A 16,442-nucleotide genomic window follows, 5' to 3' on the forward strand; every position below is an offset into this window, starting at 1 on the left:
AACTACCCGTCGCACTACGCCTGTAGTATGTTGGAGCCGAGGATCACTACAGATGTAGTCACCGGCGTGCAGGAGGAGCCATGGCAACGGCCGAACGGGCGATCGTGATCGGCGGGGGAATCGGCGGCCTGACCGCGGCGGCCGCCCTGCGGCTGCGCGGGCTGCGGGTGACCGTGCTGGAGCGGGCCGCGACGCTCCGCCCGGTGGGCGCGGCGATCTCGCTGGCCCCCAACGCGCTGCGCGGACTGGACGTCATCGGGCTGGGCGACGGCATCCGCGCCCTGGCCGCCTGGCAGGGCGACGGCGGACTGCGCGCACCGGGCGGCCGGTGGCTGTCCCGCACCGGGGCAGCCACCGCGGCCGAACGCTTCGGCGGCCCCCTCGTCCTGCTCCACCGTGCCACCCTCGTCGACCACCTGGCCGGGCGGCTCCCGGACGGCACGGTCCGCACCGGCACCCCCGCCCGCCTCCTCGACCCCGGCGTCCCGGGCGACCCCGGCCGGCCCGCCCGCGTGAGCACACCCGACGGCGAACTGGAGGCCGACCTGGTGGTGGCCGCCGACGGCATCCACTCCGCCGTGCGCCGCGTCCTCTTCCCCGGCCATCCCGGCGTCGTGTACAGCGGGTTCACCACCTGGCGGACGGTGATCCCGCTGCCCGGCGTCACCTTCTCCTCGCACGAGACCTGGGGCCGGGGCCGCATCTGGGGCACCCACCCGCTCAAGGACGGCCGGGTCTACGCCTACGCCGCCGCCGTCCGGCCCCCGGGGGAGCGGGCTCCGGACGACGAGCGGGCCGCACTGCTGCGGCTCTTCGGCGACTGGCACACCCCCGTTCCCGAACTGCTGGCCGCCGTCCGGCCCGAGGACGTGCTGCGGCACGACGTCCACCACATCGACCGGCCGCTGCCCGCCTTCCACCGGGGCCGGGTGGCGCTGCTCGGCGACGCCGCGCACGCCATGCCGCCCACCCTCGGCCAGGGCGGCAACCAGGCGATCGAGGACGCGGTCACCCTCGCCTTCCCCCGCCCGCACGCGGGGCCCTCGTCGGCGTCCCCCGTCGCCGACGACCTCCCCGGCTACACCGCCGCCCGCCTCCCGCGTACCACCGCGATCACCCGCCGGGCGGTGCGGGTGGCCCGCCTCAACCTCACGACCAGCCGCGTCGCGGCGGCCGTACGCGACCACGCGGTCGCCGCGCTGTCCAAGGCCGGACCGGCGCTGCTCCTGCGCGGCTTCGACGGCGTGGCCGACTGGCGCCCGCCGGGAGGCCCCTCCGGCGCGGGCGGGGACGGCGACGGGGCACCCCGTATGCTCGCAGCGGACCACGGCAAGCCAGGACCAGAGGAGAACACACCGTGAAGGTCGGCTGCATCGGGCTCGGTGACATCGCGCGGAAGGCCTACCTCCCGGTGCTCGCCGTCCAGCCCGGGGTGGAACTGCACCTGCAGACCCGCACCCCGGCCACCCTGGAGCGGGTCGCCGACGCCCTCCACCTGCCGGCCGCGAACCGTCACGCAGACCTCGGCTCGCTGATCGGCACCGGTCTCGACGCGGCCTTCGTGCACGCCCCGACCGACGTCCACCCGGAGATCGTGACCCGGCTCCTGGAGGCCGGTGTGCCGACCTACGTCGACAAGCCGCTCGCCTACGAACTCGCCGACTCCGAGCGGCTCGTGGCGCTCGCCGAGGAGCGCGGCACCAGCCTCGCCGTCGGCTTCAACCGGCGTTTCGCCCCCGGCTACGCGCAGTGCGCCGACCACCCGCGCGAGCTGATCCTCATGCAGAAGAACCGGGTCGGGCTGCCCGAGGAACCGCGCCGGATGGTCCTCGACGACTTCATCCACGTGGTGGACACCCTGCGCTTCCTGGTGCCCGGCCAGGTCGACGACGTCACCGTCCGCGCCCGCACCGAGGACGGGCTGCTGCACCACGTGGTGCTCCAGCTCTCCGGCGACGGCTTCACCGCCCTCGGGGTGATGAACCGGCTCAGCGGCTCCGCCGAGGAGATCCTTGAGGTGTCCGGCCAGGACACCAAGCGCCAGGTGGTCAACCTGGCCGAGGTGGTCGACCACAAGGGCCAGCCGACCGTGCGGCGGCGTGGCGACTGGGTGCCGGTCTCCCGGCAGCGCGGCATCGAGCAGGCGGCGCTTGCCTTCCTGGACGCGGTGCGCGCGGGCAAGGTGCTCAGCGCCCGTGACGCATTGGCGACCCATGAACTGTGCGAACGGGTGGTACAAGCGGTCCACGAGCGCCTCGCCTGAACCGCGCCAGTCCCACCGCGCCGTAGACCGCGAGGACGAGCAGCGCCCCCTGTGGCGGCCAGTCGCCGAAGCGGACGTACGGCGTGGTGCCGTGCGCCAGCGGCACCTCGTAGACCTGCGCGGCGGACGCGTCCGTGCCGAGCCACGGGCCGATCCGCCCGCCGTCCGGGCCATACACGGCGGAGACGCCGGTCAGGGTCGCGTGCACCATCGGGCGGCCGGTCTCGGCGGCACGCAGCGCGGCCAGCGAGGCGTGCTGCTCAGGCGCCCAGCTGTGCTGGAACGTCGACGTGGAGGACTGCGCGAGCAGCACGTCGGCGCCGTCCTGCGCGAGATGGCGGCTCATGTCGGGGAACGCGGACTCGAAGCACACCATCGGGCCGATGCGCGGGCCGCCCGCCACGTCCATGACGACCTGTTCGGTGCCCTGCCGCCGGTCCTCGCCGGCCGCCTTGCCGACGGACGTCGCCCAGCCCAGCAGGGAACGGGCCGGAATGTACTCGCCGAACGGCACCAGCCGCATTTTGTCGTACCGGTCGCCGGTCGGGCCGTCCGGGCCGACGAGGACCGAGCTCTTGTAGATGCCGGGCTGGTCCGACCGCCTGGCGTCCACGTTGACCAGGATCTCCGCGCCGGTCTCCCGGGACAGCGCGGCCAGCCGCCGGGCGAGGTCGAGGCGGTCGCCGAGGTCGAAGCCGACGCTGCTCTCGCCCCAGACGACCAGGTCGACGTCCCGGCCCGCGAGTTCGCGGGTCAGCTGTTCCTCGCGGTCGAAGCGGCGGTCGGCGCTGTCGCGTCCGGCGACGACGCCCGGCTGGACCAGCGCGATCCGCGTCCGGTCGCCGGGGTCCGGGCGGGGCGACCACACCCACGCGGCCGACGTGGCGGCGGCCACGGCGGCCAGCCCGGCCACGGCCGGCACCCGCGCCCGGCGCACCGCCACCAGCACGGCCACGGCGACGTTCAGGGCCACGATCAGGAAGCCGGTCAGCCACACGCCGCCGACCGACGCCAGCCGCAGCGCCGCCTCCACCTGCCACTGGCTCGCGCCGAGCACCCCCCACGGCCCGCCCAGACCCTGCCAGGAGCGGACCAGCTCCACGGCCAGCCAGCCCGACGGCACGACGAGCAGCGCGGCCGCCACCCGGCCCCCGGACGGCACCCCGCCCAGCGTCCGGCGCACCAGCCACCCCCAGGGCGCCCACAGTGCCCCCAGCAGCGCGGCGATGACGAACGTGAACACGTGCAGGCTGGGCAGCAGCCAGTGGTGCATGGCCAGCATGAACCCGAATCCGCCCCACCAGCCGTCGAAGGCGGCCCGCCGCCCGGTCGGCGCCGTACGGATCAGCAGCAGCCAGGGGACCAGGGCGACGTAGGCGATCCACCACAGGTTCGGGGCGGGGAAGGCCAGGACGGGCAGCGCGCCCGCGAGCGCGGCGGCGAGCGAGCGGCGCCAGGGGGAGGCGAGGTGGTGGCCGATGTGGTTCATGGGCGCCTCCCTACCCCGTCGTGCCTCCAGTGTGCGTCCGGGACACGACCGGATGGGGCGCACGACGGTTCAGTCGATCACATCATCCGCCCGGAGCCGGGCAGGCGGCGCCACTTCTCGCGCACCACCACCCGGGTCAGCCGCCAGCCGTCGTCCGTCCGCAGCGTCGAGAAGTCGCACCGGCCGCCGCTCAGCAGGTCCAGGCCGGCCCCCGCGCCCGCCTTTCCGGCACGGCCGGCGGGAAGCACGTAGTCGGCCCGCACCTCGGCCGTGTCACCGGTGTCCCCCTCCCAAGGGCCCAGCCGTATACGGCGGTTGACGAAGAGGTGCTGCCGTACGGGGAACTCCGCGAACCGCTCCGCCAGCCAGCCGGCCACCGCGCGGGCGTCCCCCTCGATGCCGCCGGCGGCGCGGTGGTCCGCCCGTCCGTCCGCGGTGAACAGCCGCCGGTACGTCTCCCAGTCGCCGTCGTCGACGGCCACCGCGTAGTCGGTGACGAGCTCGTCCACGGCCAGCCGGTCCCGTACGGTCGCGAGCTCCACACGCTGCGTCATCGGCTCAGTGTCGACCACGCCGGGGGCGCAGCCAAGGGGCATGCGCGGACATTCCCCGGCCGGTGGGCCCCCGCGCGACGGCCTGCGCGCGCGTCTGCGAGCCTGGGGATCTTCGTCTCACGTTCTGCGCCAGGAGGTACTCATGAAGCGTCTGGTCACGGTGGTCACCGGGGGAAGCCGGGGCATCGGTGCGGCGACCTGCCGGCGGCTGGCGGAGGAGGGACACGACGTGGTGGTGAACTACGTCCGGGACGCCGACGCGGCCGAGAAGGTGGCCGAGGACGTGCGGGCCGCGGGGGCACGGGCGGTGACGGCGAGGGCGGACACGTCGGACGAGGCCGACGTGGAGCGGCTGTTCGAGGTGGCGGAGCGCGAACTCGGCCCGCTGACGGGTTTGGTGAACAACGCGGCGGTGACCGGGCCGCTGGGCCGCTTCACGGAGGTCGGCACGGACACGCTGCGGCGGGTCGTCGACGTCAACGTGATCGGCACGCTGCTGTGCACGCGGCGGGCCGCTCAGTTGATGACGCCGCGCGGCGAGGGCGTGATCGTGAACATCTCGTCGGGCGCCGCCACCCTGGGCAGCCCCGGCGAGTACGTGCACTACGCGGCGACCAAGGCCGCCGTCGACGCCCTCACCCTCGGGCTGTCCAAGGAACTCGGGCCGGACGGGATCCGGGTCAACGCGGTCGCGCCGGGCCTGATCGACACGGAGATGCATGCCGCGATGGGGGCTCCGGACCGGGTGCGGGACATGGCCGGGAGTATTCCGCTGCGGCGGGCGGGACAGGCGGAGGAGATCGCGGCGGCCGTCGCCTGGCTGATGTCGCCGGACGCCTCGTACACCACGGGGACGGTCCTGCGGGTCGCGGGCGGACGCTGAGGAGGGGCGGCGGCGCCGGTTCCGTCAGGGCCGGGGCCGGCGACCCCGCAGCGGCCGGGTGGGCCGGCGCCGGGCCAGGAGCCCGACGGCGGTCAGGCCGCCTCGACGACCCGGCCGCGGATCGCGGCCGCCCACTCGACCACCAGCATCTCGTACTCCTCACGCTCCTGGGCGGACAGGGACCCGCCCGCCCGCAGCCACAGGGCGCGGATCTGCTCGTTCACCTCGGCGGCGGACCGCGCGGAACCAGGGGGCGTTAAATCGGGGGACATGCGGACAAGCCTAGGGCCAGGGACTGACCCTGCGCTACCGGACGGCTACGGGACCCGTATGGGTTCGGTCACGTGCCGCGGACACGTCCCGGGCGGATGAGCCGCGCGCCGGCCGCCCGCGAGCGTCCGGCCGGCGCCGCGTCCCCGGCGCGCTCAGCCCGCCGACTCCGCCGCGTGCGGGCTGAGGGCGCCGGCGGCGACCAGGGCGAGGATGACCACCCCGAGCACGATCCGGTACCAGACGAACGGCATGAAGCTCTTGGTCGAGATGAACTTCATGAACCAGGCGATCACCGCGTATCCGGTGACGAACGCGATCACCGTGGCGAAGAGGGTCGGCCCCCAGGAGACATGGCCGCCGTCCGCCGCGTCCTTCAGCTCGAACAGGCCGGACGCCAGCACGGCGGGGATGGCGAGCAGGAACGAGTAACGGGCCGCTGCCTCACGCCGGTAGCCCATGAACAGACCGCCGCTGATGGTGGCTCCGGAGCGCGAGACGCCCGGAATGAGTGCCAGCGCCTGGCAGAGGCCGTAGATCAGGCCGTCCCTGACGTTCAGGTCGCTCAACTCCTTGCGGGGAGCCGCCACCCGGTGCCGGCCGCCGCTCTCGGCCCGCGCCGCGAGCCGGTCGGCGACGCCGAGGACGATGCCCATGCCGATCAGCATCGCGGCCGTCAGCCGCAGATCGCGGAACGGCCCCTCGATCTGGTCCTTGAGCGTCACCCCGAGCACACCGATCGGGATCGAGCCGACGACGACCAGCCAGCCCGTGCGGGCGTCCTGGTCCCGGCGCATCTCCTTGTCCGTCAACGAGCGCGTCCACGCGGACAGGATGCGTCCGATGTCCTTGCGGAAGTAGATCAGCACCGCGGCCTCCGTGCCGATCTGGGTGATCGCGGTGAAGGCCGCACCGGGGTCCTCCCAGCCGGAGAAGGCCGCGGTCAGCCGCAGGTGAGCGCTGGAGGAGACGGGCAGGAACTCGGTCAGACCCTGGACGAGTCCGAGGATCAGTGATTCGAACCAAGACATGAGGCAGCGGGATCCAAGTGCCGATCGCGGAACGGTCGAAGGGCACACCCCACCGCCGGGTGCGGTGTGTCGATCTCCGGGCGCGCCGACGGCGAACTGTAGCGCTCCGAGATGAATGTTCCGGGAAGGCCGGATGGCCCCTCGTGTCCCCGCCGGTGACGCTCAGGCGGCCGCCGGGCCACGCACGGTCCAGCCGGGGGCCTGGGGATGCGCGGTCAGGTCCTGGTGGTGCGCCTCCTCGCCGCAGGCCCGGCAGGTGACGACCGGGACGAAGTCGTCGCCGCAGCTGTGCTCCAGCACCATCGGGATGCCGCTCTCGGCCCGCAGGTGCCGGTCGCCCCACTCCATCAGGGTCCACAGCACGGGCTCCAGTTCGAGTCCCGCCTGGGTGGGCCGGTACTCGAAGCGCTGCGGGCGCTCGCTGTACGGCCGCTTGGTGAGGATCCCGGCGTCGACCAGCCGGCGCAGCCGCGTGGCCAGGATGTCGCGCGGGGCGCCGATGTTGCGCACGAGCTGGTCGAAGCGGCCGTTGCCGAGGCACACCTCGCGCAGCACGAGCAGGGAGTACTTCTCGCCCACGAGGGCGAGCGTGTCGGCGACGGAGCAGGGACGCGGGTCTTTGGAGGCGGCCATGAGGCCAGTTTACGGGCTCTCCGGTGCAGGGTTTGTTTTTCCAACTGATGGGGTTATGGTGAGTTCGGATTTCCTACTCACCGGTAGCCACGTCCTGGTGACCGTCCTGTCGTGAACCGGTCCGGCCAAGGAGGCCCGCACCATGCGTGACGCAGTCGTCGTCGAAGCCGTACGCACCCCCGTCGGCAAGGGCAAGCCCAACGGCTCCCTCGCCCACGTCCACCCGGTCGAACTGCTCGCCCACACCCTGCGCGCCCTCGTCGAACGCTCCGGCGTGGACCCCGAGCTGATCGACGACGTCATCGGCGGCACCGTCGACCAGGTCGGCGAGCAGGCCATGAACACCACCCGCTACGCCGCCCTCTCCGCCGGACTGCCCGAGTCCGTGCCCGCCACCACCGTCGACCGCCAGTGCGGCTCCTCCCAGCAGGCCGTGCACTTCGCCGCCCAGGGCGTCATCTCGGGCGCGTACGACATCGCCGTCGCCTGCGGTGTGGAGTCCATGAGCCGGGTGCCGATGTGGTCCAACGTGCCCGAGGGCAAGGACCCGTTCGGACCCGGAGTCGCCGCGCGCCACCCGGAGGGGCTCGTCCCGCAGGGCATCAGCGCCGAACTCATCGCCGCCAAGTGGTCGGTCACCCGCGAGCAGATGGACGCCTTCGCCGTCTCCTCGCACCGCCGGGCCGCCGCGGCCTGGGACGCCGGGCTGTTCGACGCCGAGGTCGCGCCCCTGGACGGCGTCACGCGCGACGAGTGCGTGCGCCCCGGCACCACCACCGAGATCCTCGCCGGACTCCGCCCCGCCTACCACGACCCGCACTTCGCCGAGCGCTTCCCGCAGATCGAGTGGAACGTCACCGCCGGCAACGCCAGCCCCGTCAACGACGGCGCGTCCGCCGTCCTCGTCATGGCCGGGGAGACGGCCGCCCGGCTCGGCCTGCGCCCCCTCGCACGGCTGCACAGCTTCGCCGTCACCGGCTCCGACCCGCTGCTGATGCTCACCGGCGTCGTCCCGGCCACCGAGAAGGTACTGCGCCGGGCCGGTCTGTCACTCGGCGACATCGACCTGTTCGAGGTCAACGAGGCGTTCTCCAGTGTGGTCCTCGCCTGGCAGCAGGAAACCGGCGCGGACCTCGGCAAGGTCAACGTGCACGGCGGCGCCATCGCCCTCGGCCACCCGCTCGGCGCGAGCGGCACCCGGCTGACGACCACCCTGGTCCACGCGATGCGCGAGCGCGGCGCGCGGTACGCCCTGCAGACCATGTGCGAGGCCGGCGGTCTGGCCAACGCGATGATCCTGGAACGCGTCTGACGCACCGCCGGGCCGGACGGCCCCCGCGGCCCGCCTACCGGGCGCGCAGCCGGTGCCGCTTGCGCCACGCCACGACCGCCCCCGCGAGTCCCGGCAGGGCGATGCAGGCCAGCGCGATCAGGAAGGCCGGGGACGTCGGGGTGGAGGCCCGGGAACCGGCCACCACGTAGGCGGCGGTGTTCGGGATCGACCCGAGCGCCGTCGCCAGCAGGAACGGCAGCAGGCCCATCCGGGAGACGGAGGCGCAGTAGTTGGCGGCGGCGAACGGGACACCGGGGAACAGCCGCGCCGCCAGCATCGACCGGAAACCGTGCCGGCTGAGCTGGTGGTCCGCGGCCTTCAGCCAGCGCCCGCGCAGCAGCGGACGCAGCGCCTCCTGGCCGAGCACCCGCCCCAGGCAGAACGCGAGCCCGGCGCCCAGCACCGTGCCGCCCAGCGCCGCGACCAGGCCGAACTGGGAGCCGAACAGCGCCCCCGCGGCCAGGTTCAGCAGCGGGCGCGGCACGAACGCGACGGTGCACGCCCCGTACGCCACCGCGTACGCGACGACGGCGGCGGCGCCGCCGAGCCGGACCATCCCGCCGTCGGTCAGCAGCCGCTGTGGCTCCATGACCACCATGACCGCCGCCGCCGAGGCGAGCAGCACGACCAGCAGGGACAGCCGTGACCACGGCGACAGCAGGACTCTCGCGCACCGGCCGAGCGGGGTCGGGGCGGGCGCGAGAACGGGTGCGGCCGTGGGGACGGCGACCGCGAGGTCGGACGAGGCGGCCCGGGGACGGGCCGTGGCGGTGCCCCCAGAGCGGTTGGTGGCATCGAGCATCCGGTGACACTAACCGACATATGTGCGAGATCGCCGTAGTGTTCGTCTCATGCGCGTCACAGAAGACGGTCCGGTGACGCCCCGCGTGCCGGACAGCCCGCTCGCCGACACGGTGCTGGAGCGGCTCACGGCCGCGTACGCGCCCGCGGCCGACCCCGCCCGGGCGGACGCCATGCGGGCGTACATGAAGGACGTCGCCCCCTTCCTGGGCCTGCCCACCCCGGCGCGGCGCGCGCTGTCCCGTACCGTCGAGGCGGGACTGCCCCGGCCGTCGGAGGCCGACTGCACGGCCGTCGCCCTGCGCTGCTGGGACCTGCCCGAGCGCGAGTACCACTACTTCGCCGTGGACTACCTGCGCGCCCACGTACGCCGGTGCTCCTCCGGCTTCCTGCCCGTCACCCGGCACCTCGTCACCACCGTCCCCTGGTGGGACACCGTCGACCTGCTCGCCGCGCACGTCGTCGGGGCGCTGGTCGCCGCCGATCCGGCGCTCACCGCCGAGATGGACCGGTGGAGCGTCGACGACGACCTGTGGCTCGTCCGCACCGCCCTGCTCCACCAGCTGCGTTACAAGGAACACACCGACGCCGAGCGGCTCTTCGGCTACTGCCTGCGCCAGTGCGGCCACCCCGACTTCTTCGTCCGCAAGGCGATCGGCTGGAGCCTGCGCGAGTACGCCAGGACGGACCCGGACGCCGTGCGCGCGTTCCTGGCCCGCGAAGGGGACAGGTTCGCGCCGCTGTCGGTGCGGGAGGCACTGAAGAACATCGGCGCGTGACCGTGAGCCGCTGAACCGTAGGGGCGACTTCCGCTTCGCGGAAAAACAAGTCGACGCGGGGCGCCGTGTCGGCGAGGATCGACGTCATGTTCCGGTACGCCTTCCTCCTCGCAGCATCCGCGGTCGCGGATGCCCCGAAGGCTGCCGTCCCCGTTCTCCTCGCCGCAGTCGACGGCGCCCGAAGCTGACCCTCCCCGGATCGTCCGGCGGACCCCCCAGGGGGAGGGTCGGCCAGGTTCCTGGGGTCCCCGTCCCGGCCGCGCGCCGATCCACCGCGCCCGGGGCCCTACGCGTCATCACCCGAGAGGCTTCGAGGTACCGCCATGTCCAAGACGGCGTACATCCGCACCAAACCGCACCTCAACATCGGCACGATGGGCCACGTCGACCACGGCAAGACGACCCTGACCGCCGCCATCACCAAGGTCCTCGCCGACCGCGGCTCCGCCGGCTTCGTGCCGTTCGACCGCATCGACCGGGCCCCGGAGGAGGCCGCCCGCGGCATCACCATCAACATCGCGCACGTCGAGTACGAGACCGACACCCGCCACTACGCGCACGTCGACATGCCCGGCCACGCCGACTACGTGAAGAACATGGTCACCGGCGCCGCCCAGCTCGACGGGGCGATCCTCGTCGTCTCCGCGCTCGACGGGATCATGCCGCAGACCGCCGAACACGTGCTGCTCGCCCGGCAGGTGGGCGTCGACCACATCGTCGTCGCGCTCAACAAGGCCGACGCGGGCGACGAGGAGCTGACCGACCTGGTCGAGCTGGAGGTCCGCGAGCTGCTCTCCGCGCACGGCTACGGCGGCGACGCGGCGCCCGTCGTACGGGTCTCCGGACTCAAGGCGCTGGAAGGCGACCCACGCTGGACGGCGTCGGTCGAGGCGCTGCTGGACGCGGTCGACACCTATGTGCCCGTGCCCGAGCGCTACCTGGACGCGCCGTTCCTCATGCCGGTGGAGAACGTCCTCACCATCACCGGCCGGGGCACCGTCGTCACCGGCGCGGTGGAGCGCGGCACGGTCCACGTCGGCGACCGGGTGCAGGTGCTCGGCGCGGACACCGGGACGGTGGTGACCGGCCTGGAGACCTTCGGCAAGCCGATGACGGAGGCGCAGGCCGGGGACAACGTGGCGCTGCTGCTGCGAGGGGTGCCCCGCGACGCGGTGCGGCGCGGGCACGTCGTGGCCGCGCCGGACAGCGTGACGCCCAGCCGGCGGTTCACGGCGCGGCTGTACGTGCTGTCGGCCCGCGAAGGCGGCCGGACGACCCCGCTGTCGACCGGCTACCGCCCGCAGTTCTACATCCGCACGGCGGACGTCGTCGGCGACGTCGACCTCGGTGAGGCGGCGGTCGCGCGGCCCGGGGACACGGTGACCGTCACCGTGGAGCTGGGGCGCGAGGTGCCGCTGGAGCCGGGCCTCGGCTTCGCCGTCCGTGAGGGCGGCCGCACGGTCGGCGCCGGGACGGTGACGGAGGTCGCGTGAGCCTCTGACGCGTCCGGCCGCCCGCTCCCCGGAAAGGGGGCGGGCGGCCGGACGCGGGCGCGGCGGCACAATGGGACGGTGAGCGAGCCCATCCCCGTGACCCGCGCCGTCGGGCACGGCACCGCCAAGCTGATGCCCGACGTCGACCGGGAGCGGGCCTGGCTGCTGACCGTCGACGGGGCACCCCAGTCCTACGTCGACCTGGACGAGCCGACGCACCTGGAGTTCGAGTACGCCCGGCGGCTCGGGCACGTCCTCGACGTCGTCGCCCCGCCCGGCGCGCCGCTGGACGCGGTGCACCTCGGGGGCGGGGGGATGACCCTGCCCCGATACGTGGCCGCCACCCGGCCCGGCTCCCGCCAACACGTCGTGGAGGCCGACGGAGGGCTCGCCGCCCTGGTCGCCGAGCACCTGCCGCTCCCGGTGGGGGCGGGCGTCACCGTGCACACGGCGGACGCCCGCGGCTGGCTGGAGGCGGCCCCGGACGACAGCGCGGACGTGGTGGTCGCCGACGTGTTCGGCGGCTCCCGGGTGCCCGCGCACCTCACCACCGTCGCGTACGTCGGGGAGGTCGCGCGGGTGCTGCGGCCCGGCGGGGTGTATCTCGCGAACCTCGCCGACGCGGCGCCGTTCGCCTTCCTGCGTTCGCAACTGGCGACGGTGGGCGCGCGGTTCGTGGAGTCGGCGCTGATCGCCGAGCCGGCGGTGCTGCGGGGGCGGCGGTTCGGGAACGCCGTTCTGGCGGTTTCCGACCGCCCTCTGGACATCCCGGCCCTGACCCGCGCGGTCGCCGCCGATCCGTTCCCTGCGCGGGTGGAACACGGGCGCTCTCTGCGCGACTTCGTGGGCGATGCGGTGCCGCTGCACGAGGGGACGGCGGTGCCGTCGCCCTTGCCGCCCTCGGGGGCGTTCGCGATTGGTTAGCACGCGGCTGCGGCCCCGGTGGGGGTCGTTCGCGCAGTTCCCCGCGCCCCTGGGGATGCGGTGCGACCGTCGTCCTTCAGTTCAGGGACGCGGGGAACTGCGCGATCAGCCCCCCGCCGCCCCCGCCGAGGGTCAGCCTCGGGTCGGCTCGGCCTGGTCGCCGGCGGGCACCGGCGCGTCCACGGCGCCCGTGACCTGCCGGGTGCGCCGTCGCAGATTGCGTACATCCGGTACGCACAGCACCGCCGCCGTGACCACGACGACAAGCGCGGCACACCCCCACAACGCGTCGGTCCGGCCGAACGCCGTCTCCGCCGGCCCGGCGAGGGCCATCGCCGCCGGGACCAGCGCGACCGAGCCGAACCAGTCGTAGGCGGAGACCCGGGACAGCTTCTCCTCGGGGATCTCCTGGTGCAGCGCGGTCATCCAGGAGACGCCGAACACCTCCACGGACACACCGGTCAGGAACATCACCGTGCACAGCACCCCGACCGGGACGGGCAGGGCGAGCGCGGCGGACGGCAGCGCCAGCGGGAACACGCACAGGGTGCCGACCAACAGCAGGCGGCGCGGCTGCCAGCGGGTCATCAGCAGGGCGCCCGTCACCGTGCCGCCGCCGAAGAAGGCCAGCGCCACACCCCACGGGGCGGCCCCGCCCAGGTGGTCCCGGGCGACCAGCGGCCCGTAGACGGCGTCGGCCGCGCCGACCACCGCGTTGGCGACGGAGAACTGCACGACGATGCCCCACAGCCACGGCCGGCCGGTGAACTCCCGCCAGCCGTCCCTGAGGTCGGCGAGCATCCCGCCGCCCGGCGCCCGGGCCGGTATGTGCTTCACGTCGAGGAAGGCCCGCAGGACCGCCGCGACCGCGAAGGCCGCCGCGTCCGCCGCCAGCACCCAGCCGGGTCCGATCGCGGCCACCATGGCGCCACCGAGCGCGGCACCGCCCAGGGTCGCCCCGTGCATCGCCATGCGGAACACCGCGAACGCCCGCCCGGCCTGCTCGTCGTCGACCGAGGAGAGCAGCATGCCCTCGGCGGCCGGGTTGAAGAACGCCTGCCCGGCACCGCCGAGACCGCTGAGCAGCATCATCTGCCACAGCAGCGGCTCACCGGCGAGGACCAGCGCGGCGAACGCGGCCTGCGACACACAGTTCAGGACGTTGGCCGCGACCATCACGTGGTGCCGGGGCAGCCGGTCCGCGACGGCACCGCCGATCAGCAGGAACAGCACCAGCGGCAGGGTGCGGGCGGCGGCCACGAGGCCCACGTCCCCGCCGTCGCCGCCCGCGCCCAGCACGGCGAACGCGGAGGCGATCAGGGCACCGTGGCTGCCCAGGTTGGTCACCACGGCGGAGGCGGTCAGCAGCGTGTAGTTGCGGCCGGCCCAGGCGGGACGGCGGCGGACGGCGGAGGTCGGCACCCGGTGACTATCGCCGGGACCGGGCCGACTTGCCAAATGAGTTCCGGGCTCCTCTCGCCGGGGGCCCGGCCGTCACCCCTCCTTCGGCGGTTCCTCCGTCAGACGGACCGTGCTGAGGATCTTCTGCACCGTCGCCTCGGGGATCTCGTCCTTGACGCCCTTGGCGCCGTACAGGTTCCACGTCACGTAGTCACCGGCGCCGTTCTGGAACCCGAACGTGATCGCCTTGCCCTCGGTGTCGCACTTCCCCTTCTGCGGGGTGTTCTCCGAGTGCGCGGTGGCCACGTGTCCGGTGATGCCGGACTTGGTGGTGTACGGCTTCGGCGCGTCGAACTTCACGCTCTTCTTGTCCGGCTGCGTGTAGCCGCCGTAGATCCACCAGGGCACCCGGGTCTCGGCCGCCTCCTTGGTGTTCTTGGCGCCGTTCTCGCCGCGGGTGCCGGTGGTGGCGAGCGCGGTGTCCTCCATGCGCCCGTCCTTGTTCTCGTCGACGGAGCACCACTTGGACTTCAGGTAGGCGGGAGCGGTGACGGTGGTACGGCCCATCTCACCGTCCTTCTCCTCCCATTCGAAGCCCACGCTGGTGTCCGGGGTCTCGATCTCCCAGTCCGCCGGGACGTCGAACTTGGTGCCGAAGCGCGTGTTCACGACGACCTGCCAGCCGGGGATCGTCGCCTGCTCGCCGTCACCGCCGCGCGGGTTGTCCTGCGACGCGGAGACGCTCGGCTCCGCTGAGGTCTCCTTGGACGCGGTCGCGCTCGGCTCGGTCTTCTTGCCGTCGGCCTCGTCGTCCTTGTCACCGCCGAGCACCAGGAAGCCCGTGACACCCGCGGCCACGACGACCGCCGTCGTCGCGATGATCGCCACCAGCTTCGTACGGTTCCCGCCGCCGCCGCCACCACCGCCGCCGTCCGACGGCTGCGGCATGCCGACCGTGGAGGGCTCGCCCCACCGCGGCTGCTGCTGGTACGGGTTCGGCTGCTGGTAGCCGGGCTGCTGATACGGATTCGGCTGCTGGTACCCCGGCTGCTGGTACGGATTGTTCGACTGCGGGTTCTGCTCGCCCCCGGGCGGCTGCTGTCCTGGCCACATGGGCAGTCACCCTAGCCGCGCCCCGGACACGATTGGGTCACCGCCCTTTGACAGGGGCGTAGCAACTTCGAGGAGACGGCCGCCGCCGCGTGGTCCGTGCCCCTACAGCGCTCCGCCGGCGCCGTACGGGCCGAACAGGTCGAGCAGCCTGACCCGGGCGGAGTGCAGCCGGTGGGCCACCACCTCGCCGACCCAGCGGGTCACCTCCCGGCCCAGCTCCGGTTCCTCCTCGCACAGGGCGAGGACGGCCGCGGCGTCGAACTCGAACGCCCGCACCGGGGTGGCCGCCTCGGCGCCCAGGTGCCAGACGTGCGGCGAGAACAGCCACGACCAGCCGATCAGCTCGTTGTGCCCGAGGCGCTCGATGAGGACGGCCCGGCGCCCCGGCACGCGCATGTCCAGTTCGACGGTGCCGGTCCGGATCACCCAGAACCGGTCCGCCCGGCCGCCCTCCTCGAACAGCCGGGTGCCTGGCGGGAAGGACACCTCACGCGCGGCGGACATCAGCCGGGCCCGGTGCTCGGCGGGCAGGGCTCGCGGCAGGCTGGGGGACGGGGGAGCGAACATGGCGGGCCTCCCGGACGCGATCTGTGTGCCGTCGGTATCTCCCTCGGCTGTTTCCAGGGTCGCTCCGGCCCGCCCGGCGTCGCTTGGGCCGTACGGCCCCAACGGCGCGGCATCCGGCCCCGGAAAGGCGATCTTCACCGACCCGGTAGGCTTCCCGACCGTGCCCCTCGACGGGGCGCACGCGAACGCAGACGGCATCGGCGGACCGGAGGAAGAGGCGTTGCACGTCCAGGAATGGCTCGAGACCGTGCCGGCGGTCGCCGTGTACGCGCTGGTGGGAGTGGTCATCGGGCTGGAGAGCCTGGGCATCCCGCTGCCCGGCGAGATCATCCTGGTCTCCTCCGCGCTGCTCGCCTCCCAGCACGGTGACATCGACCCGGTGATCCTCGGCGCCTGCGCCACGGCCGGCGCGATCATCGGCGACTCGATCGGCTACGCCATCGGCCGCAAGGGCGGACGCCCTCTGCTGGCCTGGCTGGGCGCGAAGTTCCCCCGCCACTTCGGCGAAGGGCACATCGCCACCGCCGAGCGGTCCTTCCAGAAGTGGGGCATGTGGGCGGTCTTCTTCGGCCGTTTCGTCGCCCTGCTGCGGATCTTCGCCGGCCCGCTCGCGGGCGTGCTGCGGATGCCGTACTGGAAGTTCCTGATCGCCAACGTCCTCGGCGGCATCGTCTGGGCGGGCGGCACCACGGCCGTCATCTACTACGTGGGCATCGTCGCCGAGTCCTGGCTGAAGCGGTTCTCGTGGCTCGGCCTGGTATTGGCCGTGCTGATCGGCGTCACGTCGATGCTGGTGCTCAAGCGCAAGGCGAAGAAGGCGACGGCCGCCGCCGCCACGGAACCGACGCCCGCTCCGGCGCCTGTGGGCGACTGACGTACGGCGCTGTGGGCCGGTGGGGGCTTGTCGC

The 16,442-nt window shown here is 73.6% G+C and carries 17 protein-coding genes; 8 read left to right on the forward strand and 9 right to left on the reverse strand.

The features are described from left to right. Positions 1–80: 80 nt before the first annotated feature. Together F3L20_RS11145 and F3L20_RS11150 are read left to right on the forward strand one after the other, a co-directional pair. Positions 81–1,361 carry an FAD-dependent monooxygenase gene (locus F3L20_RS11145; RefSeq protein ID WP_150154098.1) on the forward strand — a complete coding sequence of 427 codons (1,281 nt, stop codon included), beginning with the start codon at positions 81–83 and terminating at the stop codon, positions 1,359–1,361. Continuing rightward, positions 1,358–2,263 (forward strand): Gfo/Idh/MocA family protein, encoded by a 906-nt coding sequence (locus tag F3L20_RS11150; protein WP_150154099.1) that lies wholly within the window; start codon positions 1,358–1,360, stop codon positions 2,261–2,263. Before F3L20_RS11145 ends, F3L20_RS11150 begins: the two co-directional genes overlap by 4 nt. On the opposite strand, the gene lnt is transcribed toward F3L20_RS11150, so the two are convergent. Together lnt and F3L20_RS11160 are read right to left on the reverse strand one after the other, a co-directional pair. Then, a complete protein-coding gene (lnt, locus tag F3L20_RS11155; protein WP_150154100.1) occupies positions 2,187–3,752 on the reverse strand; it encodes an apolipoprotein N-acyltransferase in 1,566 nt (521 codons plus the stop codon). The two genes, F3L20_RS11150 and lnt, sit on opposite strands and share 77 nt — an antisense overlap. A gap of 77 nt (positions 3,753–3,829) precedes the next feature. Continuing rightward, positions 3,830–4,306 (reverse strand): nuclear transport factor 2 family protein, encoded by a 477-nt coding sequence (locus F3L20_RS11160; protein ID WP_150154101.1) that lies wholly within the window; start codon positions 4,304–4,306, stop codon positions 3,830–3,832. A gap of 142 nt (positions 4,307–4,448) precedes the next feature. Between F3L20_RS11160 and F3L20_RS11165 the strand changes: the two genes are divergently transcribed. Next, entirely contained in the window at positions 4,449–5,189 is a 741-nt protein-coding gene (locus F3L20_RS11165; RefSeq protein ID WP_150154102.1) for an SDR family NAD(P)-dependent oxidoreductase, read from the forward strand. A 92-nt stretch (positions 5,190–5,281) separates the two neighbouring features. Here F3L20_RS11165 and F3L20_RS11170 read toward each other — a convergent pair whose 3' ends face one another. From F3L20_RS11170 to F3L20_RS11180, 3 genes are all read right to left on the reverse strand, one after another. Continuing rightward, on the reverse strand, positions 5,282–5,461 hold the full coding sequence (locus F3L20_RS11170; RefSeq protein ID WP_033276915.1) for a hypothetical protein: 180 nt from the start codon (positions 5,459–5,461) through the stop codon (positions 5,282–5,284). Positions 5,462–5,614: 153 nt separating this feature from the next. Further along, positions 5,615–6,490 (reverse strand): undecaprenyl-diphosphate phosphatase, encoded by an 876-nt coding sequence (locus tag F3L20_RS11175; RefSeq protein ID WP_150154103.1) that lies wholly within the window; start codon positions 6,488–6,490, stop codon positions 5,615–5,617. A 162-nt stretch (positions 6,491–6,652) separates the two neighbouring features. Then, a complete protein-coding gene (locus F3L20_RS11180) occupies positions 6,653–7,123 on the reverse strand; it encodes a winged helix-turn-helix transcriptional regulator (protein ID WP_150154104.1) in 471 nt (156 codons plus the stop codon). A gap of 142 nt (positions 7,124–7,265) precedes the next feature. Between F3L20_RS11180 and F3L20_RS11185 the strand changes: the two genes are divergently transcribed. Continuing rightward, positions 7,266–8,435 carry a thiolase family protein gene (locus tag F3L20_RS11185; protein ID WP_150154105.1) on the forward strand — a complete coding sequence of 390 codons (1,170 nt, stop codon included), beginning with the start codon at positions 7,266–7,268 and terminating at the stop codon, positions 8,433–8,435. Between the two features lie 34 nt (positions 8,436–8,469). Here the strand turns inward: F3L20_RS11185 and F3L20_RS11190 are convergent, their stop codons facing one another. Then, entirely contained in the window at positions 8,470–9,258 is a 789-nt protein-coding gene (locus F3L20_RS11190; RefSeq protein ID WP_150154106.1) for a TVP38/TMEM64 family protein, read from the reverse strand. Between the two features lie 49 nt (positions 9,259–9,307). Between F3L20_RS11190 and F3L20_RS11195 the strand changes: the two genes are divergently transcribed. From F3L20_RS11195 to F3L20_RS11205, 3 genes are all read left to right on the forward strand, one after another. Beyond that, the gene (locus F3L20_RS11195; RefSeq protein ID WP_150154107.1) at positions 9,308–10,036 is read left to right on the forward strand and encodes a DNA alkylation repair protein; all 729 of its coding nucleotides are present in this window, start codon (positions 9,308–9,310) and stop codon (positions 10,034–10,036) included. A 323-nt stretch (positions 10,037–10,359) separates the two neighbouring features. Next, entirely contained in the window at positions 10,360–11,529 is a 1,170-nt protein-coding gene (tuf, locus tag F3L20_RS11200) for an elongation factor Tu (RefSeq protein WP_150154108.1), read from the forward strand. Positions 11,530–11,607: 78 nt separating this feature from the next. Continuing rightward, the gene (locus F3L20_RS11205) at positions 11,608–12,453 is read left to right on the forward strand and encodes a spermidine synthase (RefSeq protein WP_150154109.1); all 846 of its coding nucleotides are present in this window, start codon (positions 11,608–11,610) and stop codon (positions 12,451–12,453) included. Positions 12,454–12,585: 132 nt separating this feature from the next. Here F3L20_RS11205 and F3L20_RS11210 read toward each other — a convergent pair whose 3' ends face one another. The 3 genes from F3L20_RS11210 to F3L20_RS11220 all read right to left on the reverse strand — a co-directional run bounded on the left by F3L20_RS11210 (position 12,586) and on the right by F3L20_RS11220 (position 15,534). Further along, positions 12,586–13,875: an MFS transporter gene (locus F3L20_RS11210; RefSeq protein WP_145826102.1), complete on the reverse strand. Its 1,290-nt coding sequence runs from the start codon at positions 13,873–13,875 to the stop codon at positions 12,586–12,588. Between the two features lie 72 nt (positions 13,876–13,947). Next, positions 13,948–14,967 carry a hypothetical protein gene (locus F3L20_RS11215; protein ID WP_150154110.1) on the reverse strand — a complete coding sequence of 340 codons (1,020 nt, stop codon included), beginning with the start codon at positions 14,965–14,967 and terminating at the stop codon, positions 13,948–13,950. 102 nt (positions 14,968–15,069) lie between these two features. Then, a complete protein-coding gene (locus F3L20_RS11220) occupies positions 15,070–15,534 on the reverse strand; it encodes a cyclic nucleotide-binding domain-containing protein (RefSeq protein ID WP_145826100.1) in 465 nt (154 codons plus the stop codon). 220 nt (positions 15,535–15,754) lie between these two features. On the opposite strand from F3L20_RS11220, the gene F3L20_RS11225 reads away from it, so the two are divergent. Continuing rightward, the gene (locus F3L20_RS11225) at positions 15,755–16,408 is read left to right on the forward strand and encodes a DedA family protein (RefSeq protein WP_150157295.1); all 654 of its coding nucleotides are present in this window, start codon (positions 15,755–15,757) and stop codon (positions 16,406–16,408) included. Positions 16,409–16,442 lie beyond the last annotated feature (34 nt).

Source organism: Streptomyces tendae (assembly GCF_008632955.1).
Classification (GTDB): Bacteria; Actinomycetota; Actinomycetes; order Streptomycetales; family Streptomycetaceae; genus Streptomyces.

Bases quoted from the DNA above. Each gene is read 5' to 3' on its own strand.
- F3L20_RS11145 (WP_150154098.1), top strand. From the start codon at position 81: ATGGCAACGGCCGAACGGGCGATCGTGATCGGCGGGGGAATCGGCGGC.
- lnt (WP_150154100.1), bottom strand. From the start codon at position 3,752: ATGAACCACATCGGCCACCACCTCGCCTCCCCCTGGCGCCGCTCGCTC.
- F3L20_RS11160 (WP_150154101.1), bottom strand. From the start codon at position 4,306: ATGACGCAGCGTGTGGAGCTCGCGACCGTACGGGACCGGCTGGCCGTG.
- F3L20_RS11165 (WP_150154102.1), top strand. From the start codon at position 4,449: ATGAAGCGTCTGGTCACGGTGGTCACCGGGGGAAGCCGGGGCATCGGT.
- F3L20_RS11170 (WP_033276915.1), bottom strand. From the start codon at position 5,461: ATGTCCCCCGATTTAACGCCCCCTGGTTCCGCGCGGTCCGCCGCCGAG.
- F3L20_RS11175 (WP_150154103.1), bottom strand. From the start codon at position 6,490: ATGTCTTGGTTCGAATCACTGATCCTCGGACTCGTCCAGGGTCTGACC.
- F3L20_RS11180 (WP_150154104.1), bottom strand. From the start codon at position 7,123: ATGGCCGCCTCCAAAGACCCGCGTCCCTGCTCCGTCGCCGACACGCTC.
- F3L20_RS11185 (WP_150154105.1), top strand. From the start codon at position 7,266: ATGCGTGACGCAGTCGTCGTCGAAGCCGTACGCACCCCCGTCGGCAAG.
- F3L20_RS11190 (WP_150154106.1), bottom strand. From the start codon at position 9,258: ATGCTCGATGCCACCAACCGCTCTGGGGGCACCGCCACGGCCCGTCCC.
- F3L20_RS11195 (WP_150154107.1), top strand. From the start codon at position 9,308: ATGCGCGTCACAGAAGACGGTCCGGTGACGCCCCGCGTGCCGGACAGC.
- tuf (WP_150154108.1), top strand. From the start codon at position 10,360: ATGTCCAAGACGGCGTACATCCGCACCAAACCGCACCTCAACATCGGC.
- F3L20_RS11215 (WP_150154110.1), bottom strand. From the start codon at position 14,967: ATGTGGCCAGGACAGCAGCCGCCCGGGGGCGAGCAGAACCCGCAGTCG.
- F3L20_RS11220 (WP_145826100.1), bottom strand. From the start codon at position 15,534: ATGTTCGCTCCCCCGTCCCCCAGCCTGCCGCGAGCCCTGCCCGCCGAG.